Source organism: Rathayibacter sp. VKM Ac-2856, assembly GCF_013205055.1.
Taxonomy (GTDB): Bacteria; Actinomycetota; Actinomycetes; order Actinomycetales; family Microbacteriaceae; genus Rathayibacter.
Genome location: NZ_JABMLF010000002.1, coordinates 387,177 through 410,936 on the forward strand (window position 1 = coordinate 387,177; position 23,760 = coordinate 410,936).

The window sequence follows — 23,760 nt, forward strand, 5'->3', positions numbered from 1 at the left end:
CGGAATCCCGCCAATCGGCGCAGGACCACGGCCGTCGCGGCCGCGCCGGGCCGGTTCAGGCGGGCTCGGGCAGGAGGAAGGAGAGCACCCGGTCCCACTCGGAGACGGCGAGCAGGTGGCCGCGGCCGGGGACGACCTCGAGGCGCGAGTCGGGGAGGCGGGCGGCGTACCACTCGCCGTGCAGGCGGCCGACGGCGGCGTCCTCGGCGCCGTAGAGCAGGAGTGCGGGGGCGTCGACGGACTCGACCGCGAAGCCCCACTCCTGCAGGGTGTAGCCGAGGATGTCGGCGGCCTGGCCGACGTTGCCCTGGGCGGCGGCCCGCTCGAGCACGGCCAGGAGCCGCTCGCGGACGCCGGGCGCCTCGAGCACGGCGGCGTCGGCCTCGTCGGCGCCGAGCATGCCGAGCAGCGCCTCGGGGGCGGGCGCGGAGCCGAAGGCGCCGTCGAGAGCGGCGGTGAGGGAGCGGACGGCCTCGTCGAGCGGCAGGCCGCGCAGCTGCTCGAGCATCGTGCGGTTCTGCTCGCCGATCCACGGGACGGCGTCGTCGGGTGCGGGAGTGCCGAGGACGGCCACCCGCTCGACCAGGCCCGGGTAGTTGGCCGACAGGGCGAGGGCGACGCGACCGCCCGCCGACCAGCCGGCCGCGGTGACGGAGGCGATGCCCGCCGTGGCGAGGTACTCGGCGATGTCGGCGGCGGCCTGCTCCGGGCTCGCTCCGGCTCCGGCGCCGGCGGGGTCGAGGTCCGTCAGGAGCTCCGAGGCGCCGTAGCCGGGGCGGTCGATCGAGAGGAGCCGCACGCCGTGGCGGGCGGTCGCGGCGGGGTCGGGGTCGAGACCGGCGGCGCCGGGCGCGGGATGGGCGAGCACGACGACGTGCGGGGCGTCCTCCGGACCCGACCAGACGACTCCGAGTGCGCGGCCGGACTTCAGGGTGTGGACCGTCGAGGGCATGGGCCCAGTCTCCCGCAGACGACCGACACCGCCGGCGAGCGACACCGCACTCCCGCCCGCCGAGCGCCGCACACGCCCCTCCCCCGCGCTGCAGGCCGCCCGGCTCTCCACAGTCCGGGCGCGGCGCGTCCGGGTGTCGGCGGTGCCCGCTATCGTCGAAGACACGTTCGAAGGAACGCTCCGATGTCGGAGGCCGGCCGTAGCGTCGCCGATGCCTCCCGCACCACCGCACCACCGCACCGCCGCATCACCGCTCCCCGCTCAGCCCGCCCCGGCCCGGAAGGACCCCATGGCCTCCTCGAAGACGCGCACCGCCGCCTACCGCTGCTCCGAGTGCGGCTGGACCACCGCGAAGTGGGTCGGCCGCTGCGGCGAGTGCCAGCAGTGGGGCTCCGTGATCGAGAGCACCGAGCGCACCGGTCTCGTCCGCGCGGTCACCGCGGTCGCCCCCACGGCGGCCCGGCTCGCCAAGCCGATCACGCAGATCGAGACCACCTCGGCCGCGCACCGGCCCACCGGCGTCGGCGAGCTCGACCGGGTGCTCGGCGGCGGCATCGTCAACGGCGCCGTCGTCCTCCTCTCCGGCGAGCCCGGCGTCGGCAAGTCGACGCTGCTGCTCGAGGTGGCCTCCCGCGCCGCCGCCGAGGGCCAGCGCGTCCTCTACGTCAGCGCCGAGGAGTCCGCCGCCCAGGTGCGGATGCGCGCCGAGCGCACCGGAGCGATGCACGACAGCCTGTTCCTCGCCGCAGAGACCGACCTCGCGACCGTGCTCGGCCAGATCGACGAGGTCCGCCCGGACCTCCTCATCGTCGACTCCGTGCAGACCGTCGCCAGCGACACCGTCGACGGACTCCCCGGCGGCCCCAGCCAGGTCCGCGAGGTCGCGGCGACGCTCATCCGGGTCTGCAAGGAGCGCGCCCTCCCCCTCGTGCTCGTCGGCCACGTCACCAAGGACGGCTCGATCGCCGGCCCGCGCCTGCTCGAGCACCTCGTCGACGTCGTCTGCCACTTCGAGGGCGACCGCCAGACGGCGCTGCGCTTCGTCCGCTCGCTCAAGAACCGCTTCGGCCCGACCAACGAGGTCGGCTGCTTCGAGATGACCGCGGAGGGGATCGCCGAGATCCCCGACCCCAGCGGCCTCTTCCTCAGCCGCACCCGCTTCCCCACCCCGGGCATCTGCGTGACCGTCGCGATGGAGGGGCGCCGCGCCCTGCCCGTCGAGATCCAGGCCCTCGTCATCGCGAACGACGGCGAGCACCCGCGCCGCGTCACGAACGGCGTCGACGCCTCGCGCGTCGCGATGATCCTCGCGGTGCTCGAGCGCCAGGCAGGCATTCCGCTCCGCCGCTGCGACGTCTACGTCTCGACCGTCGGCGGCGTGAAGCTGATGGAGCCGGCCGCCGACCTCGCGATCGCCGTCGCCATCGCCTCGGCCCACGCGTACACCCCGCTGCGCCCCGGGATCGCGGCCTTCGGCGAGATCAGCCTCTCCGGCGACATCCGCCCGGCCTCCGGCGCGAAGCAGCGCGCGAACGAGGCCACCCGCCTGGGCCACCCCTCCCACCTCGACTCCGGCGCCTTCACCCTCTCGAGCGCGATCACCCACGCCCTCGTGCCGGTGCCCGCCCGCATCCCGGTCGGCTGAGGGCGGCCGCGGAACCGCCGTTCCCGGCCGATCCCGCGAGGGGCGGCACCGAGCGGGCTAGACCCCGCCTCCGCCGCCGCCTCCGCCGCCCCCGCCGGAGCTGCCGCCTCCGCCCGCGCCGCCGCTCGACGAGCTCGACGACGACCCGACGTAGCTCGACGCCGACGAGGAGAACGCCGAGACGCTCCCCGCGAACGCCGCCGCCTGGAACCCGCTCCGCCCCGAGTACCAGCCCGGGCTCTCGCCCGTCTGCTCGTACGCGCTCGCCAGCGCCGCCGACCACTCCTTCTCGAGACCGAGGAGGACGGCCCACGGCAGCAGCCGCTCGGTGACCTCGACCACCTCCACCGGCCCGACGCTGCGCCGGTCGGCGCCCCGCGGAGACTGCAGCATCGCGAAGCGGTCCGCCTCGGCCAGGCGCAGGTACAGCGTCAGCCCCTTCAGGTGATCGCGCAGCTCCGCGCCCGCCGCCGTCAGCGGCACCTTCGCGAGGAGGACGCAGATCGCGGCGCCCAGCGCGATCGCCACGAGCACCAGCACGAACGGCAGCGGCCCGCCGAGCTTCGCCCCCAGCAGCAGCGCACCGCCCAGGACGGCGCCGACCGACGCGAGCACCGCCAGCAGGACCAGGACCACCGAGCCGCGCACCGTCCCGGGTCGCCGCAGCCCCTCCTGCGTCACCCGCTTGGACATCCCCGTCTGGAACGCCGACACGGCCTTCCCGAGCTCCTTGTCCTTCTCGCTCAGATCGCGGACCGCGCCCGGCTGGGGCGCCGTACCGAAGGCGATGTCGAAGAACTCGCGGTCCACGGGAGGGATCGCCCGCGGCCGGCCGGCGCGTCGCGGCGAGGCCGTCGCGGGGTCGAGCACCCGGAGCAGGAAGGCCGGCTTCTTCGCCGACCCGCCCTTCGCCGACTCCTTCTCCTCGACCCGGACCAGCCCGCGGACCGCCGCGTCCAGGAGCGCCGCGGCCGGAGCGTTCCACGACCTGCCGCGCAGCGCCGCCGAGAGGAAGAGCCCCTGCGCGGGCGGCTCGTACTCGGCGATCACCGTCGGACGCCCGGGGGCGTCGCGCAGCACCGTCGCCCGCCGGTGGACCGCCACGACGAGCACCCCGAGCAGCACCAGCAGCGACACCAGCTGCACCCACGCCCAGCCGGAGGCGAAGTAGCCGTCGTCGCGCGGCGTGAAGGTGCCGGGCGCGAAGCCGACGGCGACCGTCACGTTCTCGCCCGCCGCCAGGTCCGTCCCGCTCGCGGTCACCACGGAGCCGTCGCGGCCGATCGAGCAGCCGTCGGTGGAGCCCGCGGCGCCGCGGTAGCAGGCGGAGGTGCCGGTCGCCGCGTCGACGAGCCCGCCGGTGAGCCGGATCCGGATGTCGTACCGGTCGAAGGGCTGGCGCCAGGCCGTGCCGTTCGCGTCCCAGTAGAACTCGTCCTCGCCGCTGCGCGTGCCGGAGCCGGGGAGCGTCACGTCGTGCTGCGTGTAGGTGAAGACGTAGGTCTGGCTGCCGCTGACGAAGCCGTCGGCCGCGCTGGTGACGAGGAGGAAGCCGTCCTCGCGCTCGGTGTCCACGGGCCGCCGCTCCCCGGTCTCGTCGGTCACCGACACCAGGTCGACCCCGGTCGGGTACCCCTCGTACTCGAGCGGGATCGCGCGCTGCATTCCGCGGTTCTGGTCGGCGGGGAACTCCGCGACGAACGTCTCGACGGTGGTCAGCGTCGAGCGCCCGTCGGCGTCGCGGCCGAGCTCGTAGTCGACGGCGTAGCGCGAGAAGCGGAAGTCGTCGACGCCGCTCGCCAGGCCGCCGCCCACGGCCTCCACCCGGCCCGCCGCGGCAGGAGCAGCGATCGCAGCGGCCGCAGCACTCGCGGCCCCAGCACCCCCGGCCGCGGGAACCCCACTGGCCACGGCCGCCGGCGCTCCCGCCAGCGCCGCCACGAGCAGCACGCCCACCACCGCTCCGCGGGAGCGCCCGTCGCGCACGCCGGAACCCCGACCCCTCGGCGTCGCCGCGGACAGGATCCGGCCGAGCATCCTCATCATGCTCGCGAGCGTACGCGGACGTGTTCCGCGCCACCTCCCCCTGAAGAGCGACAGATGGCGCGTTCAGACGCCTACTGCAGCAGGAACTGCGTGGTCGACCCGGAGGGGATGCCGGCGACCGAGACGGAGAGGTTGTAGGCCGCGCCGCCGCCCTCGACGGCCTCGCGTCCGCCGGAGCAGGTGTCCGGCGAGGAGCGGGTGCGGTCCCAGGTGATCGCGCTGCCGGTCACGGAGGTCCCGGCCTGCAGCAGGATCTCCTGCGAGGTCGGGTTCGTCTGGCAGTCGGTCGACGTCCACACCGGGTCGGAGCCGCTGGTGATCGTGAAGACCTGCTCGCCGGTCCCGGCGTCGATGATGCAGTCGGCGCTGGAGATGTTCGCGAGCGACAGCGAGAGCTGCGGCGCCTCGTCGGCCCCGTAGCTCGTCGCGTCGGTGACGGCGGTGACGGCGACGCTGTCCGCGGTGCACGCGGCGACGTCGACGGGCGCCGAGCCCTCGGGCGCCGTCGAGGGGTAGAGCGTCGGCAGCGCGGAGGCCGTCGGACTCGCGCTCTCGCCGGTCCCGCGGGCGCCCGCCCAAGGCTGGAGCGACACCAGCGCGGCGACGCCGGCGATGATCACGAGGAGCGCCAGGAGCAGACCGGCCCTGCGCCGCCGGTAGACCCGGGAGGGCAGGCGGCGGGGAGGCGGAGTCACCGACACAGGCTACGACGTGCGCGCGGTCAGAGCGTCTTGAGCATGCGGGTGTTGCCGAGCGTGTTCGGCTTCACCCGGGCGAGGTCGAGGAACTCGGCGACACCCTCGTCGGGCGAGCGCAGCAGCTCGGCGTACACGTCGGGGTCGACGACCTTCTCGCCGATCGGCGCGTAGCCGTGGCGCTCGAAGAAGCCGACCTCGAAGGTCAGGCAGAACAGGCGCTTGAGACCGAGCTCCCGCGCGTCGTTCTCGAGGCGCTCCAGGATGTGGTGGCCGACGCCGCGGCCGAGCCAGTCCTGCGCGACAGCGAGGGTGCGCACCTCCGCGATGTCGTCCCACATCACGTGCAGCGCGCCGCAGCCGATGGCGGTGCCGTCCTCGGATTCCGCGATGCGGAACTCCTGCACGGCGCCGTAGAGCACCACGCGGTCCTTGCCCAGGAGGATGCGCTCGTTCACGAGCGGCTCGCTGAGCTCCTGGATGAAGGGGACGTCGCTCGTGCGCGCGCGGCGCACCGGGTACTTCCAATCGGCCATCCGTCCAGCGTAGGGCCGAACGACGACGAGCCCGCCCCTCCGGTGGGAGGAACGGGCTCGTCGAGTCGTGCGGTGGTGGTGCGGTGCTACGACATCAGGTCGGGCGTGGCCGGGCCGGTGGTCGCCGCCCCCGCCGTCGCGCCGGCGCTGATCGAGATGAGCCGCGGCGTCGTCGTGAAGACGAACTTGCCCTCCGCGAAGTCCACGTGGACGTGGTCTCCGGAGCCGAGCTGGCCGTGCAGGATCTGCTCGGACAGCTGGTCCTCGATCTCGCGCTGGATCGCGCGGCGCAGCGGGCGGGCGCCGAGGGCCGGGTCGAACCCGACCTCGATCAGCCGCTCCTTGGCCGGCTGCGTCAGCTCCACCGTCATGTCGCGGTCGAGCAGGCGGTCGCTCAGACGGCCGATGAACAGGTCGACGATCTGGAGCAGCTCCGGCTTCGACAGCTGCGGGAAGACGATGACGTCGTCCACGCGGTTGAGGAACTCGGGCTTGAAGTGCTTCTTCAGCTCCTCGTTGACCTTGCCGCGCATGCGGTCGTAGCCGGTGGCGTTGTCGCCCTCGATCTGGAACCCGACGGGACCACCGGCGATGTCACGAGCACCGAGGTTGGTGGTCATGATGATGACGGTGTTCTTGAAGTCGACGACGCGCCCCTGGCCGTCGGTCAGACGACCCTCCTCGAGGATCTGGAGGAGCGAGTTGAAGATGTCGGGGTGCGCCTTCTCGATCTCGTCGAAGAGGACCACGCTGAACGGCTTGCGGCGGACCTTCTCGGTGAGCTGGCCGCCCTCCTCGAAGCCGACGAACCCGGGAGGGGCGCCGAACAGTCGCGAGACGGTGTGCTTCTCGCCGTACTCCGACATGTCGAGCGAGATCATCGCGTTCTCGTCGTCGAAGAGGAACTCGGCGAGCGCCTTCGCGAGCTCGGTCTTTCCGACACCCGTGGGGCCGGCGAAGATGAACGAGCCCGAGGGGCGCTTGGGGTCCTTGAGGCCGGCGCGGGTGCGGCGGATGGTCCGCGAGAGGGCCGCGATGGCCTCCTCCTGGCCGATGACGCGCTGGTGCAGCGCCTTCTCCATGAAGACGAGCCGCGAGGACTCCTCCTCGGTCAGCTTGAACACCGGGATGCCGGTCGCCTGGGCGAGGACCTCGGCGATCAGACCCTCGTCGACGACACCGGTCGCCTTGACGTCTCCGGCCTTCCACTTCTTCTCGAGGCGCAGGCGCTCACCGAGCAGCTGCTTCTCCTCGTCGCGGAGCGACGCGGCCTTCTCGAAGTCCTGGTCCTCGATCGCGGCCTCCTTGGCGGTGCGGACGACGGCGATCTTGTCGTCGAACTCGCGCAGCTCCGGCGGGGCCGAGAGGATCGAGAGACGCAGGCGGGCTCCGGCCTCGTCGATCAGGTCGATGGCCTTGTCGGGCAGGAAGCGGTCGCTGATGTAGCGGTCCGCGAGGTTGGCGGCCGAGACGATCGCACCGTCGGTGATGGACACCTTGTGGTGCGCCTCGTAGCGGTCGCGCAGGCCCTTGAGGATGTTGATCGTGTGGGGCAGCGACGGCTCCGCGACCTGGATCGGCTGGAAGCGGCGCTCGAGCGCGGCGTCCTTCTCGAAGTGCTTGCGGTACTCGTCGAGCGTGGTCGCGCCGATGGTCTGCAGCTCGCCGCGGGCGAGCAGCGGCTTGAGGATCGAGGCGGCGTCGATCGCGCCCTCCGCGGCCCCTGCGCCGACGAGGGTGTGGATCTCGTCGATGAAGGTGATGATGTCGCCGCGGGTGCGGATCTCCTTCGTGACCTTCTTGAGGCGCTCCTCGAAGTCTCCGCGGTAGCGGGAGCCGGCGATGAGCGAGCCGAGGTCGAGCGTGTAGAGCTGCTTGTCCTTGAGCGTCTCGGGCACGTCGCCGCGCACGATCGCCTGGGCGAGGCCCTCGACCACGGCGGTCTTGCCGACGCCGGGCTCGCCGATCAGGACGGGGTTGTTCTTGGAGCGGCGGGAGAGGATCTGCATGACCCGCTCGATCTCCTTCTCGCGCCCGATGACCGGGTCGAGCTTGTTGTCGCGCGCAGCCTGCGTGAGGTTGCGGCCGAACTGGTCGAGGATCTGCGAGCCTCCCTGAGGCTGCTGCTGCTCACCGCCCACGGCGACCTGCTCCTTGCCCTGGTACCCCGAGAGCAGCTGGATGACCTGCTGGCGCACCCGGTTGAGGTCTGCGCCCAGCTTGACCAGAACCTGAGCGGCGACGCCCTCGCCCTCGCGGATGAGGCCGAGCAGGATGTGCTCGGTCCCGATGTAGTTGTGGCCGAGCTGCAGCGCTTCGCGCAGGGACAGCTCGAGGACCTTCTTCGCACGCGGCGTGAAGGGGATGTGGCCGGTGGGCTGCTGCTGTCCCTGGCCGATGATGTCCTGGACCTGCTCGCGCACTGCGTCGAGCGAGATGCCGAGGGACTCGAGCGCCTTGGCGGCCACTCCCTCGCCCTCGTGGATCAGGCCGAGCAGGATGTGCTCGGTCCCGATGTAGTTGTGATTGAGCATCTTGGCCTCTTCTTGGGCCAGGACGACGACGCGCCGTGCGCGATCGGTGAATCTCTCGAACATGCTGTCACTCCCTACAGAACCCGCAGGGGTGGGCTCCGATAGCTCGACTGTAACCAGCGCTCCCCCCGGTCGGACCCCCTGTTCGCCCTGGGCGTGAGGGCCGTGCTCGACGGGGGCCGACGCGTCCGGGCGCAGACGTCCGCCGGGCCTCCTCCTCACGGTGGATGCGGCCGCATCTTCCGTGCGGGATCGTGACTCAGCGCTCTCACAGTCGAGGGCCGTGATCACCGGGGGAACAGCACGACATGACACGACTCGCACGACCCATCACCCGCGGCGCCGTCGCCGCCACCGCCGCCGCACTCGGCCTCGCACTGCTGGCGGCGACGCCCGCCTCGGCCGCCGAGGTCGAGGGCGAGGAGATCTTCGAGTACAACGGCGGCGGGATCACCGTCGACGCAGGTCCCGAGTACGCCGGCTACGACGTGTTCGTGCAGTCGCAGGTCCCGCGCACCGTCGAGGGCTACGAGGGCGGAGGGGTCTGGAACATCCGCAAGGCGTCGCTCGACGCCGAGGGCACCGCCCGCGTCGTCAACTTCGCCGGACCGACGAACCTCTACTTCTTCAGCCCGAGCGCCGCGCAGCCGGGCCTCGAGCTGCCCGAGCCCGACGCGACGGCGGCCATCTACCGCGGTGGCGAGATCGAGTTCGACGTCGACCCCGAGGCCGGCACCGCCGTCGTCGACGGGACCGTCCCGACGGTCGTGGCGCCCGCCCTGACCGACCTGCAGACCTACGGCACCCCGCTCACGCTCGCGACCGTCGAGCCGTCGAGCTACACGGTCGACGAGGCGTTCGACCTCACGTTCTCCGAGCTGTACTGGGCGGGGCCCGGCGACCTCGACGGGCAGGCGACCAGCACCGTCATCTACTCGGAGCCGACCACCATCGGCACCGCGGCGATCGCCGGCGGCTCGGTGACCACCACCATCGGCGCCGAGTACACCACCGACCCGCACACGGTCGTGCTGCTGGACGGCTACGGCCGCGTGCTGTCCGCCGCGACGCTCGACGGCGGTGCCGCCGCTCCGGAGGCCGAGCCGACCGCGGCGCCGACCACCACCCCGACGCCCGTCGCCGTGGCTCCCGTCGCGAACACCGGATCGAAGCCGGGCGCGAAGCCCGGCGCGCACCTCGCGGAGACCGGTGCCGAGGCCGGACCGATGGCCCTGCTCGCGGGCGGCCTGCTCGCCGCGGGCCTCGGCGGACTCGTCCTGGCGCGCCGCCGCCGCGTCAGCGCCTGACGACCGATCGACCCACTGAGCGGGCGGCCCGTCGTGCCTCGGCACGGCGAGCCGCCCGCTCGTGCGTGAGCACCCTGGACACGATGTCCCGATCCGGTGACGACCGTCCCGGAGGGCTTGCGCACTCCGACGCCACTCGCCGAGAGTGAGCCGACGGCCTCGACGACGACGGCCGCGACTTCTGGGGGACACACCGCATGCACCGATCGACCCGTCCGCTCCTCCGCTGCGCGCTCGCCGCGACAGCCGCCGCGGGCCTCGCCCTGAGCACCGCCGCGCCGGCCGCGGCCGACCCCGCGGACAACCCCTCGGACTGGACGGACGCGATCCTCTTCAACGGCGGCGGCATCGCCGTCGACGCCGGCCCCGAGTACGCCGGCTACGACGTCCTCGTCCAGGCGCAGCTGCCGGTCGGCGCTCGCGGGAACCGCGGCGAGTGGGTGATCAAGAAGGCGTCGCTCGACGCTCAGGGCGATGCGCTCGTCTACAACTTCGCCGGTCCGGTCAACCTCTACTTCTTCAGCCCGAGCTCGCCGAGCGTCGGCCTGGAGCTCCCGGAGCCGGCCGCGACCGCGGCCATCTACCGCAACGAGGAGATCGCGTACGACGTGGACCCCGAGGCGGGGACCGCGGTCGTCGACGGAGAGGTGCCCACCGTGGAGCCTCCCGCCCTCGAGAACTTCGAGATCTACATCGCGCCGTTCACCGACGCGTCGCTCGCCCCGTCGAGCTACCTGGTGGGCGAGAGCTTCGACCTCACCTTCTCCGACCTGTACTGGGCGGCCGAGGGCGACCTCGACGGCCTGGCCACCAGCACTGTGATCTACTCCGAGCCGACGACGATCGGCACCTCCACGATCGCCGGCGGAGCCGTGACCACCACGGTCGGCGCCGAGTACACGACCGATCCGCACACCGTCGCGCTGATGGACGACTACGGCCGCGTGCTCGCGAGCGCCACCCTCGACGGAGGCGCCGCCGCGGCTCCCGAGCCCGTGCCCACGACCGCGCCGACCACCCCCGCCGCCACCCCTGCCGCCACCCCCGTCGCCGCGGCCCCTGTCTCGAGCAGCGGATCGAAGCCGGGCGGACCGCGCCTGGCCGAGACCGGCCTCGAGGGCGAGGCGGCCGCGCTGCTCGGCTCGGCCCTCATGCTGGCAGGCGGAGCCGGACTCGTCGTGGCGCGCCGACGCCGCGCGAGGATCTGACGCACCACGCCGGAGCGGACGGGGCCGGCTCGCGCGAGCACGCCGACCCGCCCGCTCCCGGCAGGACGCGGGCGCTGCTGGCGGTGCTCGCCTCGGCCGTCGCTCCGGGACTCGGCCACCGGATGCTCGGCCGCCCGCGAGCGGCGGCCGTCCGCGGCGCCCTCGCCGTCGTCGCTGTGCTCGGGATCGCCCTGAGCGCCTGGATCGCGCTCTCGGACCCGGCGGCCCTCGTGGGCGCCGCGACCGACAGCCGCGTCCTGCTCCTGCTCGGCGTGATGGGCGCGCTGGTCGGCGCGTTCTGGATCTCGGGCCCGATCGCCGCGGCCCTGCTCGCCCGGCGCACCGCCGCGCCGCGGGCGGCCCTCGCGCTCGTCACCGTGCTGGCCGTGCTCGCACCGCTCGGCGCGACGACCTGGTGGGTCTCGACCGTCTCCGCCCAGCACCGCCTCCTGACGGCGGTCTCGGCCTCGGGCCGGGGCGTGGAGCCGATCGACGGCCGCTACACGATCCTGCTGATGGGCCTGGACGACGATCCGCTGCGCGACCAGGTGCTCCTGCCCGACTCCCTGACCGTCGTCAGCATCGACGCGGTCACCGGGCGCAGCGTGCTGCTCGGGGTGCCGCGGACAGCCGCCAACTTCCTCTACCCGCCCGGCTCGGCACTGGCGGCCGCCCTGCCCGAGGGGACGCGCTGCCTCGCCGGCTGCGGCGTCAACCACACCTACCAGTACGGGCTCGAGCACCCGGAGCTCTACCCCGGCAGCGCGGACCCGGGCGCGGACGCCGTGCGCGAGGCCGTCAGTGGCTACACCGGGCTGCCCGTGCAGGCGACGGTCTCGATCCGCATGACCGGGTTCGTCGACCTCATCGACGCGCTCGGCGGCGTCTCGGTCGTGGTCGCCCGCCCCGTGCTGCAGGCCGGCGTGCCGGACGACGGCAGCGGGCGCCCGGTCGAGTACGGTCCGCCGATCCCCGCCGGACTCCAGCACCTCGACGGCAGCGAGGCCCTCTGGTTCGCGCGGTCGCGGGTGAACACCTCCGACGCCGACCGCTCCGAGCGGCAGGGCTGCCTCCAGGCCGCGCTGTTCCGCCAGGCCGACCCGCTGACGGTGCTCACGCGCTTCCAGGCGATCGCGCGGGCCGGCGGCGAGAACGTGTCGACGAGCCTGCCGGAGGAGTCGCTCCCGGCCCTCGCCCGGCTCGCCGTCTCGGCCCGCGAGCACCCCTTCGTGCGCGTCGAGCTCGGCCTGCCGCTGACCCTCCCCGAGCAGCCCGACATCGACCTCGTCCACCGGACCGTCGCCGAGGCGATCGCCGGCACCCGCGAGGAGGACGCCGAGGTGATCGAGGTCCCGGCGGCGGGCACTCCGGTCGAGGAGCCCGCGGTCACCGCCCCTGCCCAGCCGGCCGCGACGGAACCCGCCTGCAGCGTTCCATGAACCGGCCCCGCAGATCCATGCAGAGGCATACACTTCCCGGATGAGCGACCTCGAGAAGCACCCGGAGGAGCACCCGGTGCCCTCGCCCCGCGGCGCGAGCGCCGGGGCCGCCGTCGCCGACGCCTCCGCCGCCGGCCACTCCGCCGCCGACACGTCCGCCGCCGAGCCCCCCGCCGTCGAGATCCTCGAGGCTCGGCTCGTGCCGCTCGGCGGGCCGCGCGCGATCGAGGTGCGCCGCACGCTCCCCCAGCGCTCGCGCTCCACGATCGGCGCCTGGTGCTTCGCCGACCACTACGGACCTGTCCGCCTCGGCGAGGAGGCGGGCATGGACGTCCCGCCGCACCCGCACACCGGCCTGCAGACCGTCAGCTGGCTCTTCGAGGGCGAGATCGACCACCGCGACAGCGTCGGCAGCCACCAGCTGGTGCGGCCGGGCGAGCTCAACCTGATGACGGCCGGGCGGGGCATCTCGCACTCCGAGGTCTCGACCGGGGCCGAGCCCGTGCTGCACGGCGTGCAGCTCTGGGTGGCGCTGCCCGAGGAGGCGCGCCTGGGCGATCCGTTCTTCGAGCACCACCGCGGCGTGCGCGTGGCGCTGGACGGCGCGGTGGCGCAGGTCTTCGTGGGCGAGATGCTCGGCGCCTCGGTGCCCGCGAGCGTGTTCACTCCGCTCGTGGCCGCCCAGATCGATCTGGAGCCGGGTGCCCGGGTCGAGATCCCGCTGGACGCGGCGTGGGAGCACGGCGTGCTGGTGGACTCGGGCCCGCTCGCCGTGGACGGTGTCGACGTCGCCCGCTCCGACCTCGCCTACCTCGCCCCCGGGCGCAACGCGACGGTGCTGACGGCGGGCGACGAGGGCGCACGGGTCGTGCTGATCGGCGGCGAGCCCTTCGCCGAGCAGCTGGTGATGTGGTGGAACTTCGTCGGCCGCAGCCACGACGACGTCGCCGCCGCGCGCGAGCGCTGGCAGGACGACGTCATCGCGGGCGGCGACGCGGACGGGCCGTTCGGCTCCGTCGAGGGCTACCCGGGCCGGGCGCTGCCGGCGCCGACCCTGCCGACGGTCCGCCTGAAGCCGCGCCGCCGCGCCTGACCCGGCTCAGCCGGCCGCCTTCTCCTTCTCCTTGGCCGCGCGCTTCTCGGCCGCCTCGCGATCGGTCGCCTCGGCGGTCTCGCGGAACGCGCGCCGCGGGTCCTGCAGCGCGCTCATCGGCGAGAGATCGCGGCGCGACACCGCGTCGACGACCCAGCCCGCGATGATCCGCCACTTGCGGTCGAAGGTCGGCATCGCCGCCCCGTGGTAGGCGCGGTGGGCGAGCCAGGCGGGCACTCCGCGGAGCTTCACGCCCTTGATGAGGCCCGCGCCCTTGCCGATGCCGTACTCGGCGACCGTGCCGACGGAGGCGTGGCGGTACTCCTCCACGACCGTGCCGGTGATGTCGGCGATGATGTTGCGCGCCAGCAGCTTGGCCTGGCGGACCGCGTTCTGCGCGTTCGGCGGGTAGTACGCCGGCTGCTTCTCCGCGGTGAGATCGGGGATCTGCGCGCCGTCGCCGGCGGCCCACGCCGCTCCGACGGGCTCGCCGTCCTCCGTGACGACCCGCAGGCGCGCGTCCGCCATCACGTGGCCCTTGGGGCCGCGCGGCGCGTCGGTCGCGTCGAGGATCGGGTTCGGCTTGACCCCGGCGGTCCAGACGATCGTCGCCGCGGGGATCCGCTCGCCGCTGGAGAGCTCGACCACGCCGTCCTCGCAGGAGGGCATCGTCGTCGTGAGGTGCACGTGCACGCCCCGGCCGCGGAGGTGATCGAGCGTCCAGCCGGAGAGCTCCGGGCCGACCTCCGGTGCGACGCGGTCGAGCGCCTCGACGAGGTGCCAGGTGACGTCGCCCATCGAGAGCGACGGCTGCGCGGCGAGGGTGCGGCGGCTGAGGTCGAGCAGCTCGCTGAGCGCCTCGACCCCGGTGTAGCCGCCGCCGACGAAGACGAAGGTGAGCAGCCGGCGGCGCTCGGCCGCATCGGTCGTCAGGGCCGCTTTCGCGATGTTCTCGATGACGCGGTCGCGCAGGTCCGCCGCCTCCTCGACCGTCTTGAAGCCGATCGCGTGCTCGGCGAGACCGGGCGTCGGGAAGGTGCGGGTCACCGCGCCGAGCGCGAAGACGACATGGTCGAAGGGCAGCGTGCGGCTGGTGCCGTCGATCGCCGCGACCGTCGCGGACCGGTCGGCCAGGCTGACGCCGGTGATCGCCCCGCGGACGATGCGGGTGCGCTTCAGCGCCTGCACGAGCGGGACGGTGACGTGGCGGGGCTGCACGTGGCCGCCCGCCACCTCCGGGAGCAGGGGCTGGTAGGTCATGTAGGGGTTCGGCTCGACGACGGTGACGTCGATCGGCGTCGCTCCGCGGAGCTTCTCGAGGCCCCAGGCCGTGTAGAGGCCGACGTAGCCGCCGCCGAGGATGAGGATGCGCGTCGTTCTGCTCGCCGCCATGACGTTCCCTTCTGAAGTGCCGGCCCGAGGGCCGACCGCCCGCACTGTGCTGAGGACGCTCCGACGCTACGCCGGGCACTTCGAAGGGGACAGGGCCTTGCGCGAGGCGCGGCGACCCGCAAGCGGACGAGCGCGGGGTCAGCCTGCGGCGAGGTCCTCGCCCGTCAGCCGGCGGCGGTACTCGCTCGGCGACAGCCCGGTCTCCGTCGCGATCGCCCGCCGCAGCCGCTCGGGCGAGGAGAAGCCGGAGCGGCGCGCGATGTCGCTGAGCGGCAGGGAGCCCACGTCCGGGGTGCCGACCAGGCGCAGGGCGTTCTCGGTGCGCACGTCCGAGATCAGCTTGCGGAGGGTCGAGCCCCGCTCGTCCGCGACCGCGCGCTGCAGAGTGCGCAGGCTGACCCGGCAGCGCCGGGCCACCGTGCCGGGGTCGAGGGTGGGATCGCTGAAGTCGGCCTGGATGACCTGCATCGCGGCCTCGACCATGTCGTGGAGGCCCAGGCGCTCGCGGGAGCCCTCCTCCCGCTCCGAGCCGAGCAGCCGGGCCAGGCGCAGGACCGTGCCCTCGAGGTACTCGGCCTGCACCGGGTGCTCGGGGTCGAGCTCGCCGAGGAAGGCCCGCAGGACGGTCCGCGCGGTCGTGGTCATCGACGTCGCGGGCACGAGCCGGACGGGGTCGGTGCGGCGCCGCTCGGAGACGCCGTTGTCGGCGCAGAGCACGAGGAAGCGGACCGGTCGGGACGAGTGCAGGACGATCGGGTCCTCCGTGGGGAGCGCGAGCCCGCCCTCGGAGACCGCGAGCGGACCGGCGGAGGACTCGACGGAGAGCGTCCCCTCCATCGGCAGCACGAAGACGGAGGAGCCGTCGGCGGCCGTCGGGCCGGGCCAGCGGACGGCGAGCGGCGACGAGACGACGTGCAGAACCCGGACGCGATCGGTGGCGGCGATCGCGAGGTCCATCCGGAAGCCGGCCGGGGTCGGCACCGAGACGTCGACCGTGCGGCGGAGCGCCGAGATGCCCTCCGAGCCGCGCAGCCGGACGACGCGGGCCCCGGCGCTCAGGGGGACGCACAGCGGATTGAGATGGGCGGGGCGAGGGTTCACGGGGACTACTCCGGTCGATGACGGGCGAGCGTCGACGATTGCTCGCCTTCGGAGAGTAGCAAGACATGAGGGTCGCTCGCCATATCCGAGCGAGACTCGGTTCCCCCTATTGGAGGGCCGAGGTGAGCCGCGCCAGATTGTCGAGGATCGTCGAGCGCAGCGGCTGCTGCCGCCACTCGCGCAGGGTCAGCTCGCGGGAGTGCTCGCGGTAGTCCTGCTGCACCTCGCGCAGGTCCTCGACGAAGTCGGCGCCGCGCACCATCAGCGAGACCTCGAGGTTCAGGGTGAAGGAGCGCATGTCCATGTTGCTCGAGCCGATCACCGCGACGTCGTCGTCGATCGTGAAGTGCTTCGCGTGCAGGATCGTGGGCTTGCGGTACATCCAGATCCGCACGCCCGCGGTGAGGAGCGTCTCGTAGTACGAGCGCTGCGCGTGGTAGACGACGGCCTGGTCGCCGATCTCGGAGACGAAGAGCTCGACGTGCACGCCGCGGCGGGTCGCGGTCGTGATCGCGTAGAGCATCGCCTCGTCGGGGACGAAGTAGGGACTCGTGATGATGATCGACTTCTGCGCCGAGTAGAGCAGCGCGAGGAAGAGCCGCAGGTTGTTCTCGCCGTCGAAGCCCGGCCCGCTCGGCACCACCTGGCAGTCGATGGTGTCGCGCTGCTGCAGCGCCTCCATCGGCTCGGACTCGCGGAGCAGCAGCTCGTCCGTCTCGCTGTACCAGTCGGTGATGAAGATGGCGTTGATGCCCTGCACCACCGGCCCCTCGAGGCGCACCATCAGGTCGTGCCAGTGCAGCCCGCGCCGGATGTTGCCGCGCTTGTTGTAGCTCGAGTCCACGACGTTCTGCGAGCCCATGAAGGCCGCGTTCCCGTCCACGATCAGCAGCTTGCGGTGGTTGCGCAGGTCCGGCCGCTGGTACTGCCCGAGCCACGGGCGGACGGGGAGCATGTAGGACCACCGCGCGCCGGCCCGCTCCATCGCCCGCAGGCGGCGGTGCGTCCCGGTGTAGTAGCCGGGGACGCGGATGGAGGCGATGTGATCGAGCAGGATCCGCACGGTCACGCCCCGGGCGACGGCCCGGTCGAGCGCGTCGAAGAAGGGGGCCGTGGTCGCGTCGGCGGCGAGGATGTAGAACTCGCAGTGCACGTAGCGGCGGGCGCGGTCGATCTCGTCGGCCATCGCCCGGATGGTCTGCTCGTAGTCGCCCTGCAGGCGGGCGTCGTTGCCGCCGACGAGCGGCATCGCGCCGAGGTTGCGATTGAGCGTGACGACGGACTCGAGCCAGGTCGGCCACGGGTGGTTGCGGGCGACCCGGTCGATGCCCTCCGTCGACTCGAGGATGAAGCGGTTGATCTCCTCCTGCTTGCGCCGGCGCTTGCGCGGGAGCCGGTAGCTGCCGATGAAGAGGAAGAGCAGGATGCCGACGTAGGGGATCAGGAAGATCGCCATCAGCCAGGCGAGGCCGGTCGTCGGGCGGCGGTTGCGCGGCACGACGATGACGGCGATCACGCGGACGACGAGCTCCACGACGATCGCGGCGACCGCGAGGATCAGCGACCAGTCCGGGGCGTTCACCGGGGCTCTAGGCGGCGTCGCGCGGGGGCAGACCGCGTCGGGCCCGCTCCTGCGCCTCGATGCGGTCGTAGGCGCGGCGCTCGTTGCGGTCCGAGCGGATCAGCGCGCGCATGATGAACCAGAAGAGGAGGCCGATGCTGACCGTCGGCACGAGTGCCCACAGTCCCTGATTCCACAGCTCCCAGTCCATGCGGCCGATCCTACCCGGGTCGGCCGGGAGCGGGCCCGGAGCGGCCGCTGAGCGAGCGCGGCCGGCACCGGATCGGGGTGTGGAGGAGGGTGTGGAGGAGGCTCAGCTGCTCTCGATCGACCGATTGAGCGCCGACGCGTCCGCGTTGAGCCCCTCGAGCTCGGCGCGCAGGCCGTCGTAGACCGCGATGTCCGCGTCGATGGCGGCGCGGACGTCGTCGGCCGCGTCGCCCCGCGCGAGCAGGTCGGCGCGCTCGGCGTCGAACGCGGCGTCGGAGGCGAAGTCGCCGCTGTCCGCCCGGGCGTTGAAGGAGTCGATCTCGGCGTTCAGCGCGTCGTACTCGGCGTTGTTCGCGTCGATGCGCGCCGTGAGGTCGGCGTACATCGCGTCGATCCGGCCGACGAGCTCGGTGATGCGGTTCTCGAGGTCGGTGAAGACCGCCTCGTACTGGGCGTTCAGGCCGACGACGATCGAGCGGTCGCCGAAGTACTCGGCGTAGTGCGCCTCGAGCGTCGGCGGAAGGTCGGCGACCTCGGTGCCGAGGATGGAGTGCAGCTCGTTCACGCGCTCGCCCAGGCCCCCGGTGCGGTACAGCTCGAGGCGCTCGGCGATCGGGCCGTCCTGCGGCAGCGCGGCGTAGGCGGCCTCGAGCTCGGCGCCGATCTCGGCCTGCTCGTCGGCGTCCATCCGGATCCACGCGGCGTGCAGCATCTCGTGGGCGGCGGTCACGTCGCGGATCCCGTCGAGGTCGGGGTTCTCGACGTCGGAGATGTAGATGTCGCTGCCGGTGTAGCAGCCGAGCACGATCTCGTCCGAGGCGCCGTAGCCGCAGAGGGTGTTGAAGCCGGCGGTCGGCTCGACCGAGGGGCTCGAGGCGTAGTACAGGGCACGGCCGCGCGTCGACATCGCGGTGCGGTCGGCGAAGCCGGCGATCGTGTCGTCGGGGGTGAACGACTCCGCCACCCGCTGGTCGGCCAGCGCCCGGCCGAGATCGGCCGAGTCGACGAGCACCGAGGTCGCGACCGCCGCGCCCACGCCGAACTGCGCGAGCGTGAGGACCCCGGCGACGACCGACGCGACGATGCTGGATGCCCTGACCACGACTCGAACCTACTTGACCAGCGGGAAGAGGATGGTCTCGCGGATCCCGAGGCCGGTGACGGCCATCAGCAGCCGGTCGATGCCCATCCCCATGCCGCCGGTGGGGGGCATGCCGTGCTCGAGCGCGCGGAGGAAGTCCTCGTCCAGGCGCATCGCCTCGTCGTCGCCGGCAGCGGCCTGCTGCGCCTGCTCGACGAAGCGCTCGCGCTGCACGACCGGGTCGATCAGCTCGGAGTAGCCGGTGGCGAGCTCGAAGCCGCGGACGTAGAGGTCCCACTTCTCGACGACGCCGGGGATGCTGCGGTGCGCGCGCACCAGCGGCGAGGTGTCGACGGGGAAGTCCATCACGAACGTCGGCCGGACCAGGCCGCCCTTGACGAAGTGCTCCCAGAGCTCCTCGACGTACTTGCCGTGCGTGGGCACGTGCACCTCGACGCCCTCGCGCTCGGCGAGCGTCTCGAGCTCGATGAGCGGCGTCGCCGGGGTGATCTCGATGCCGGCGGCGAGCGACAGGCTCTCGTACATCGAGATGCGGTCCCACTCGCCGCCGAGGTCGTACTGGGTGCCGTCGGCCCAGGTGACCACGTGCGAGCCGGCGACGGCGAGCGCCGCGTTCTGGATCAGCTCCTGGGTGAGGTCGGCGATGGAGGAGTAGTCGCCGTAGGCCTGGTAGGCCTCGAGCATCGCGAACTCGGGCGAGTGCGTCGAGTCGGCGCCCTCGTTGCGGAAGTTGCGGTTGATCTCGAAGACGCGGTCGATGCCGCCGACGACCGCGCGCTTGAGGTACAGCTCGGGGGCGATGCGGAGGTAGAGCTCGGTGTCGAACGCGTTCGAGTGGGTGGCGAAGGGGCGGGCGGAGGCGCCGCCGTGCATCACCTGGAGCATCGGGGTCTCGACCTCGAGGAAGCCGTGGTCGACGAACGTCCTGCGGAGCGACGCGTTCACGGCCGAGCGCGCGACGACGGTCTCGCGGGCCTGCGGGCGCACGATCAGGTCGAGGTAGCGCTGGCGCATCCGGGTCTCGTCGCCGAGCTCGTTGTGCAGGTTCGGCAGCGGGAGGATCGCCTTGGCCGCGATGCTCCACTCCGACACCCAGACGGAGAGCTCACCGCGCTTGCTGGAGAGCACCTCGCCGGCGACGAAGAGGTGGTCGCCGAGGTCGACGAGCTCCTTCCAGCTCGCCAGCGACTCCTCGCCGACGTCGCCGAGCGAGACCATCGCCTGGATCCGCGAGCCGTCACCCGCCTGCAGCGTCGCGAAGCAGAGCTTGCCGGTGTTGCGCTGGAAGACGACGCGGCCGGCGAGGCCGACCCGCTCGCCGGTCTTCACGTCGGGCTCGATGCCCTCGTGCCGGGCGCGCACCGCGGCGATGGTGTCGGTGACGGGGACGGAGACCGGGTAGGCGCCGCCGCCGAGGTCCTCGCCGGCGAGCTCGATCAGGCGCTCGCGCTTGGCCAGGCGCACGGCCTTCTGCTCGGAGGCCTCCTCGGGCGTGGGCTCGGACGGGGGCACGGGGGCGCCGGGGGTGTCGACCATGTCAGAACGCGGGTGCTTTCGGTTGGAGGCGGCGGGCGGGATCAGGCGAGCAGGATCGGGCCGTTGTCGAGGAGCCGGGTGGAGCCGACGACCGCGGCGACGAGCACGAGGGCCGGGCCGCGGTGGTCGTCGTCGACCGGCAGGAGCGTCGCCGGATTCGCGACGACGAGGTAGTCCAGCTTAACCAGCGGCTCGCCCATCGAGGCGGACTGCGCGGCGGCGATCACGGCGTCGAGTCCGCGGTCGGCGGCGGAGGCGGCGGCCTCGAGTAGGAGCGGGATCGTCCGCGCGGCCCGGCGCTCGCGCGCGTCGAGGTAGCGGTTGCGGCTGGAGAGGGCGAGGCCGTCCTCCTCGCGGACGGTGTCGACGCCCTCGATCACGACGGGCAGATCGAGGTCGCGGACCATCCGGCGGACGAGGAAGAGCTGCTGCGCGTCCTTCTGGCCGAACATCGCGACGTCGGGCTGGACGATGTGCAGGAGCTTCGAGACGACGGTCAGCATGCCGTCGAAGTGGCCGGGGCGCGAACGGCCCTCGTAGAGCGCGCCGACCTTCCCCGCGACCACGCGGGTGGAGGAGGGGCCGTCCGGGTACATCTCGGCGACGCTCGGCGCGAAGACGTGCTCGACGCCGCGCTCCTCGAGCAGGGCGAGGTCGGCCGCGAGGTCGCGCGGGTAGCGGTCGAGGTCCTCGTCCGGGCCGAACTGCAGCGGGTTCACGAAGATCGACACGACGACGACGTCCGCGAGCTCGCGGGCCCGATCGACGAGCGCGAGGTGCCCGTCGTGCAGGGCGCCCATGGTCGGCACGAGCGCGATCCGCGACCCGGTGCGCCGCACCCCCTGCAGCGTCTCGCGGAGCTCTCCGATGCGTTCGATGGTGCTGATCACCCGAGAACCCTACCCGCGGCGCAGGGAAGCGGGGCGCCAGCGACGAGGGCACGCTTCCGGCGCCACAGCCGCTCTGAGGACGGTCCGCGCACTATGTTGAGGCATCTTCATTCAAAGGGGAACGATGCCTGCAGACGACACGATCCTGAACCACGTCTCCTACACAGAGCCGAATTGGCGAGCAGACCCGCTCGCCCTCCTCGATGCGGCTCGCAGATGGCGATCCCCCGCCTCGGTCACTCTCGATCGATTCGACGTCGATTCCTTCAGCGCCGCCCACGGACTGCACGACCGGGTCTTCGACATTCCAGAGCACGTCGACGGTCCCGCGGTCCTCGCGATCATGAATGATCCTGCGTTCCGTGTCGGACCTGAGTCGTTCCCCTGGGACCCGCGCGGCCGGATCCTGAAGTCGATCGACGCAGCGATCCGAGGGGGTCGACCCGTCGAGGTGCTTCTGCCTTCCTTCGCCGGCCGCCCGCACAATCCCGCAGCACATCGCCGTGTCGCTCCCGATCTCGGTGAGCTGTACGCGCTGCAGCTCCTCAAGAACATCTCGACCGCAGTGAGTCAGGTTCACCGCCCCGGGGTTCTCTTCACTCTCGTCCTCGACGGGCGGGCGTACCGCCCGTTCTACGGCTACAGCGACGACGAGGCGATGCCGTACTCCTCGCATCTCCAGCGACATATCGATCTGATCGGAGCGCGGGGACGGCTGCAGATCGTGGACATGCACGACCTCATGACGGCGAGGCGGGGCGAGCTCGACGAGATCGACGAGAAGGTTCGGCGCGAGGTCGCCGCGACATGGGACGACCAGTCGTTCGGCCATCGGAAGGACCTTGTCCGCGCACTCCGCCAGGGGACCGAGACGACCGCGATCTCGGCGGCGTTCATCGAGCTCACGAAGAGCGGAGACATCGAGGGTGTCGACGCGCAGGCCCTGCTCCGTGAAGCCGTGGAGATCGTCGGCGAGCGGGCCGAGCACACGGCGTTCGAGTACGCCGTCCTGCTCACGAAGCTCCGCGAGCTCGACGTGCTCGGAGCCGCCTTCCCACAGGCCGTCCGAGGAACCGTTCACCCGAAGCCCGGGCAGTACTCCCCGCGGATCAAGAACCCCGCCACTCGGATCAGTCCCTGGCACGGAGTCGCGATCCGGACACCGAGCGGAGAGATCCGGACCGAGTACGAGTCGCGCATCTACCAGGAATTCGAGAGCTACGAGGGCGTCTTCATCGCCGGTGATGAAGCGCCGTTCTTCTATCGGTCGATCGGGCACTGACAGTGCGAGAGCGCGACGATCGAGGCTCGACGCTCGGCCCCGGACTGGGTGCGCTCGCGCTCGCGCAGGTCGCCGCCTCGACCGCCACCGGTACGGTGCTGACGGTCGCCAGCATCGCGGCACTCACTCTGTCCGGATCCGAGCAGATCGCCGGACTCGTGCAGACGTCGACGGTCGTCGGCGCGAGCGCGCTGACGCTGCCGATCGCCCGGCTCGCCTCGCGCAGGGGGAGGAGGACGGCCCTGGCGGTCGGCTACGGCGTGGCGATGCTCGGCGCCGCCCTGGCGGCTGCCGCGGTGTTCAGCGGCCTGTCGACACTTCTTCTCGGCGCGGCGATGCTGCTCGGCGGCGGCACGGTCGCGGGATTGGCGGCCCGCTTCAGCGCTGCCGAGCTCTCGCCCGGCAACGCAGCGCTCGCGATCTCACTCGTGCTCTGGGCCTCGACAGCAGGATCGATCGTCGGACCGATCCTCGCGGGAGCAGTCACGACCTCCAGTGCCGAGGCGTTCCTGCTGGTCGCAGCGCTCTACGGCGTCTCCGCGGTGTGCGTGCTCGTCGGGCTTCCCCGTTCCCTTGCCCGATCGAAGGTCGCGCCCGACAGCCGACTGCGCTTCGGGGATGTCGTCGCCGTCCTGAGGAGGCGTCCTCGCGCGCTCATCGGACTGGTGGTCTCCGTCTCGGTGCACGCGACGATGATCGCGCTGATGACCCTGGCTCCCGTGCAGCTGCACGCGAAGGGAGAGCCGACCGCGATCATCGGGTTGCTCATGAGCGCACACCTCGCCGGCATGTACGCGCTGAGTCCGATGGTCGGTCTCCTGGTGCGACGCGCCGGTGCACCACGCTGCGCGGCAGCCGGCCTGGGCCTCTCCATCGCCGCGGCTGCACTGCTCGGGGCCGGCGTCACTGGAGGGACACCGCTCTTCGCGGTCGGTCTCACCCTGCTGGGCGTCGCCTGGTCGATCGGGATGATCGCGGGATCGACGCTCGTGACCGAGTCGCTGGGCCGGCGCGATCGAACGGCGTCGCAAGGGGCGACGGATCTGGCGATCAACCTCGGCGGTGGGGCAGCGAGCGTCGTCGCCGGCGCGGTGGTCGCCGCCGCGGGATACGCACCCTTGGCATGGTGCTTCGCGGGACTCGGCCTGCTCTGCGCGGTGACGCTTATGACGCGGCTCGCTCGGCGGCCCTTCTCGGGCGCTCCCTGAATGCCCGCGACCAGCCGGCGTCG

At 72.6% G+C, this 23,760-nt stretch carries 19 protein-coding genes; 7 read left to right on the forward strand and 12 right to left on the reverse strand.

Annotated elements, in window-relative coordinates; translation table 11 throughout:
• Nucleotides 1–55: 55 nt before the first annotated feature.
• Nucleotides 56–952 carry an alpha/beta fold hydrolase gene (locus HQQ82_RS08825; protein ID WP_173232662.1) on the reverse strand — a complete coding sequence of 299 codons (897 nt, stop codon included), beginning with the start codon at nucleotides 950–952 and terminating at the stop codon, nucleotides 56–58.
• Nucleotides 953–1,241: 289 nt separating this feature from the next.
• On the opposite strand from HQQ82_RS08825, the gene radA reads away from it, so the two are divergent.
• Nucleotides 1,242–2,597, forward strand: a complete 1,356-nt coding sequence (gene radA, locus HQQ82_RS08830; RefSeq protein WP_173232663.1) for a DNA repair protein RadA — start codon at nucleotides 1,242–1,244, stop codon at nucleotides 2,595–2,597.
• Nucleotides 2,598–2,654: 57 nt separating this feature from the next.
• Here radA and HQQ82_RS08835 read toward each other — a convergent pair whose 3' ends face one another.
• From HQQ82_RS08835 to HQQ82_RS08850, 4 genes are all read right to left on the reverse strand, one after another.
• Nucleotides 2,655–4,643 carry a DUF2207 domain-containing protein gene (locus HQQ82_RS08835; protein ID WP_173232664.1) on the reverse strand — a complete coding sequence of 663 codons (1,989 nt, stop codon included), beginning with the start codon at nucleotides 4,641–4,643 and terminating at the stop codon, nucleotides 2,655–2,657.
• Nucleotides 4,644–4,714: 71 nt separating this feature from the next.
• Nucleotides 4,715–5,338 (reverse strand): hypothetical protein, encoded by a 624-nt coding sequence (locus HQQ82_RS08840; protein WP_367947888.1) that lies wholly within the window; start codon nucleotides 5,336–5,338, stop codon nucleotides 4,715–4,717.
• A 26-nt stretch (nucleotides 5,339–5,364) separates the two neighbouring features.
• On the reverse strand, nucleotides 5,365–5,874 hold the full coding sequence (locus HQQ82_RS08845) for an amino-acid N-acetyltransferase (RefSeq protein ID WP_173232665.1): 510 nt from the start codon (nucleotides 5,872–5,874) through the stop codon (nucleotides 5,365–5,367).
• Between the two features lie 86 nt (nucleotides 5,875–5,960).
• The gene (locus tag HQQ82_RS08850; protein WP_173232666.1) at nucleotides 5,961–8,471 is read right to left on the reverse strand and encodes an ATP-dependent Clp protease ATP-binding subunit; all 2,511 of its coding nucleotides are present in this window, start codon (nucleotides 8,469–8,471) and stop codon (nucleotides 5,961–5,963) included.
• 245 nt (nucleotides 8,472–8,716) lie between these two features.
• On the opposite strand from HQQ82_RS08850, the gene HQQ82_RS08855 reads away from it, so the two are divergent.
• The 4 genes from HQQ82_RS08855 (at nucleotide 8,717) to HQQ82_RS08870 (ending at nucleotide 13,455) form a co-directional block, all read left to right on the forward strand.
• Nucleotides 8,717–9,715, forward strand: coding sequence for an LPXTG cell wall anchor domain-containing protein (locus HQQ82_RS08855; protein WP_173232667.1), 999 nt, complete (start codon nucleotides 8,717–8,719; stop codon nucleotides 9,713–9,715).
• Nucleotides 9,716–9,912: 197 nt separating this feature from the next.
• On the forward strand, nucleotides 9,913–10,923 hold the full coding sequence (locus tag HQQ82_RS08860; protein ID WP_173232668.1) for an LPXTG cell wall anchor domain-containing protein: 1,011 nt from the start codon (nucleotides 9,913–9,915) through the stop codon (nucleotides 10,921–10,923).
• Between the two features lie 83 nt (nucleotides 10,924–11,006).
• The gene (locus tag HQQ82_RS08865; protein WP_173232669.1) at nucleotides 11,007–12,362 is read left to right on the forward strand and encodes an LCP family protein; all 1,356 of its coding nucleotides are present in this window, start codon (nucleotides 11,007–11,009) and stop codon (nucleotides 12,360–12,362) included.
• A gap of 40 nt (nucleotides 12,363–12,402) precedes the next feature.
• Nucleotides 12,403–13,455 (forward strand): pirin family protein, encoded by a 1,053-nt coding sequence (locus HQQ82_RS08870; protein ID WP_173232670.1) that lies wholly within the window; start codon nucleotides 12,403–12,405, stop codon nucleotides 13,453–13,455.
• A 6-nt stretch (nucleotides 13,456–13,461) separates the two neighbouring features.
• On the opposite strand, the gene HQQ82_RS08875 is transcribed toward HQQ82_RS08870, so the two are convergent.
• The 7 genes from HQQ82_RS08875 to panC all read right to left on the reverse strand — a co-directional run bounded on the left by HQQ82_RS08875 (nucleotide 13,462) and on the right by panC (nucleotide 21,235).
• Complete coding sequence (locus tag HQQ82_RS08875; protein WP_173232671.1) at nucleotides 13,462–14,847, reverse strand: NAD(P)/FAD-dependent oxidoreductase; 1,386 nt, start codon at nucleotides 14,845–14,847, stop codon at nucleotides 13,462–13,464.
• Between the two features lie 138 nt (nucleotides 14,848–14,985).
• A complete protein-coding gene (locus HQQ82_RS20560) occupies nucleotides 14,986–15,948 on the reverse strand; it encodes an AraC family transcriptional regulator (protein WP_173232672.1) in 963 nt (320 codons plus the stop codon).
• Between the two features lie 106 nt (nucleotides 15,949–16,054).
• Nucleotides 16,055–17,530 carry a cardiolipin synthase gene (gene cls / locus HQQ82_RS08885; RefSeq protein ID WP_173232673.1) on the reverse strand — a complete coding sequence of 492 codons (1,476 nt, stop codon included), beginning with the start codon at nucleotides 17,528–17,530 and terminating at the stop codon, nucleotides 16,055–16,057.
• 7 nt (nucleotides 17,531–17,537) lie between these two features.
• Nucleotides 17,538–17,720: a hypothetical protein gene (locus HQQ82_RS08890; protein WP_173232674.1), complete on the reverse strand. Its 183-nt coding sequence runs from the start codon at nucleotides 17,718–17,720 to the stop codon at nucleotides 17,538–17,540.
• A 102-nt stretch (nucleotides 17,721–17,822) separates the two neighbouring features.
• A complete protein-coding gene (locus tag HQQ82_RS08895; RefSeq protein WP_173232675.1) occupies nucleotides 17,823–18,821 on the reverse strand; it encodes a hypothetical protein in 999 nt (332 codons plus the stop codon).
• Nucleotides 18,822–18,830: 9 nt separating this feature from the next.
• Complete coding sequence (gene lysS / locus HQQ82_RS08900) at nucleotides 18,831–20,357, reverse strand: lysine--tRNA ligase (protein ID WP_173232676.1); 1,527 nt, start codon at nucleotides 20,355–20,357, stop codon at nucleotides 18,831–18,833.
• Between the two features lie 41 nt (nucleotides 20,358–20,398).
• Entirely contained in the window at nucleotides 20,399–21,235 is an 837-nt protein-coding gene (panC, locus tag HQQ82_RS08905; RefSeq protein ID WP_367947912.1) for a pantoate--beta-alanine ligase, read from the reverse strand.
• 355 nt (nucleotides 21,236–21,590) lie between these two features.
• Between panC and HQQ82_RS08910 the strand changes: the two genes are divergently transcribed.
• On the forward strand, nucleotides 21,591–22,529 hold the full coding sequence (locus tag HQQ82_RS08910) for an L-tyrosine/L-tryptophan isonitrile synthase family protein (RefSeq protein WP_254071351.1): 939 nt from the start codon (nucleotides 21,591–21,593) through the stop codon (nucleotides 22,527–22,529).
• A 2-nt stretch (nucleotides 22,530–22,531) separates the two neighbouring features.
• Nucleotides 22,532–23,737, forward strand: a complete 1,206-nt coding sequence (locus HQQ82_RS08915) for an MFS transporter (protein WP_173232678.1) — start codon at nucleotides 22,532–22,534, stop codon at nucleotides 23,735–23,737.
• Nucleotides 23,738–23,760 lie beyond the last annotated feature (23 nt).

Excerpts from the sequence above, each read along its gene's own strand:
- HQQ82_RS08825 (WP_173232662.1), bottom strand. The coding sequence starts at position 952 with ATGCCCTCGACGGTCCACACCCTGAAGTCCGGCCGCGCACTCGGAGTC.
- radA (WP_173232663.1), top strand. The coding sequence starts at position 1,242 with ATGGCCTCCTCGAAGACGCGCACCGCCGCCTACCGCTGCTCCGAGTGC.
- HQQ82_RS08835 (WP_173232664.1), bottom strand. The coding sequence starts at position 4,643 with ATGATGAGGATGCTCGGCCGGATCCTGTCCGCGGCGACGCCGAGGGGT.
- HQQ82_RS08845 (WP_173232665.1), bottom strand. The coding sequence starts at position 5,874 with ATGGCCGATTGGAAGTACCCGGTGCGCCGCGCGCGCACGAGCGACGTC.
- HQQ82_RS08850 (WP_173232666.1), bottom strand. The coding sequence starts at position 8,471 with ATGTTCGAGAGATTCACCGATCGCGCACGGCGCGTCGTCGTCCTGGCC.
- HQQ82_RS08855 (WP_173232667.1), top strand. The coding sequence starts at position 8,717 with ATGACACGACTCGCACGACCCATCACCCGCGGCGCCGTCGCCGCCACC.
- HQQ82_RS08860 (WP_173232668.1), top strand. The coding sequence starts at position 9,913 with ATGCACCGATCGACCCGTCCGCTCCTCCGCTGCGCGCTCGCCGCGACA.
- HQQ82_RS08870 (WP_173232670.1), top strand. The coding sequence starts at position 12,403 with ATGAGCGACCTCGAGAAGCACCCGGAGGAGCACCCGGTGCCCTCGCCC.
- HQQ82_RS08875 (WP_173232671.1), bottom strand. The coding sequence starts at position 14,847 with ATGGCGGCGAGCAGAACGACGCGCATCCTCATCCTCGGCGGCGGCTAC.
- HQQ82_RS08890 (WP_173232674.1), bottom strand. The coding sequence starts at position 17,720 with ATGGACTGGGAGCTGTGGAATCAGGGACTGTGGGCACTCGTGCCGACG.
- lysS (WP_173232676.1), bottom strand. The coding sequence starts at position 20,357 with ATGGTCGACACCCCCGGCGCCCCCGTGCCCCCGTCCGAGCCCACGCCC.
- HQQ82_RS08910 (WP_254071351.1), top strand. The coding sequence starts at position 21,591 with ATGAATGATCCTGCGTTCCGTGTCGGACCTGAGTCGTTCCCCTGGGAC.